Raw genomic sequence first — 396 nt, forward strand, 5'->3', positions numbered from 1 at the left:
CCAGTACCGTGAGGGAAAGGTGAAAAGCACCCCGACGAGGGGAGTGAAACAGTTTCTGAAACCGGACGCCTACAAGCAGTCGGAGCCACCTTGAGTGGTGACGGCGTACCTTTTGTATAATGGGTCAACGACTTGGTCTATCGAGCAAGCTTAAGCCGTTAGGTGTAGGCGCAGCGAAAGCGAGTCTTAAAAGGGCGCTCAGTTCGATGGATCAGACCCGAAACCGAGTGATCTAGCCATGAGCAGGATGAAGGTTGGGTAACACCAACTGGAGGTCCGAACCCACACCCGTTGAAAAGGGTCGGGATGACTTGTGGCTAGGGGTGAAAGGCTAATCAAACTCGGAGATAGCTGGTTCTCCGCGAAAGCTATTTAGGTAGCGCCTCGGACGAATAC

The 396-nt window shown here is 53.3% G+C and carries 1 rRNA gene; it reads left to right on the forward strand.

Annotated features, from left to right (window positions below):
• Nucleotides 1-396 (forward strand): 23S ribosomal RNA (locus CG50_RS15905); the annotation flags it as partial.

Source organism: Paenirhodobacter enshiensis (assembly GCF_000740785.1).
GTDB lineage: Bacteria > Pseudomonadota > Alphaproteobacteria > Rhodobacterales > Rhodobacteraceae > Rhodobacter > Rhodobacter enshiensis.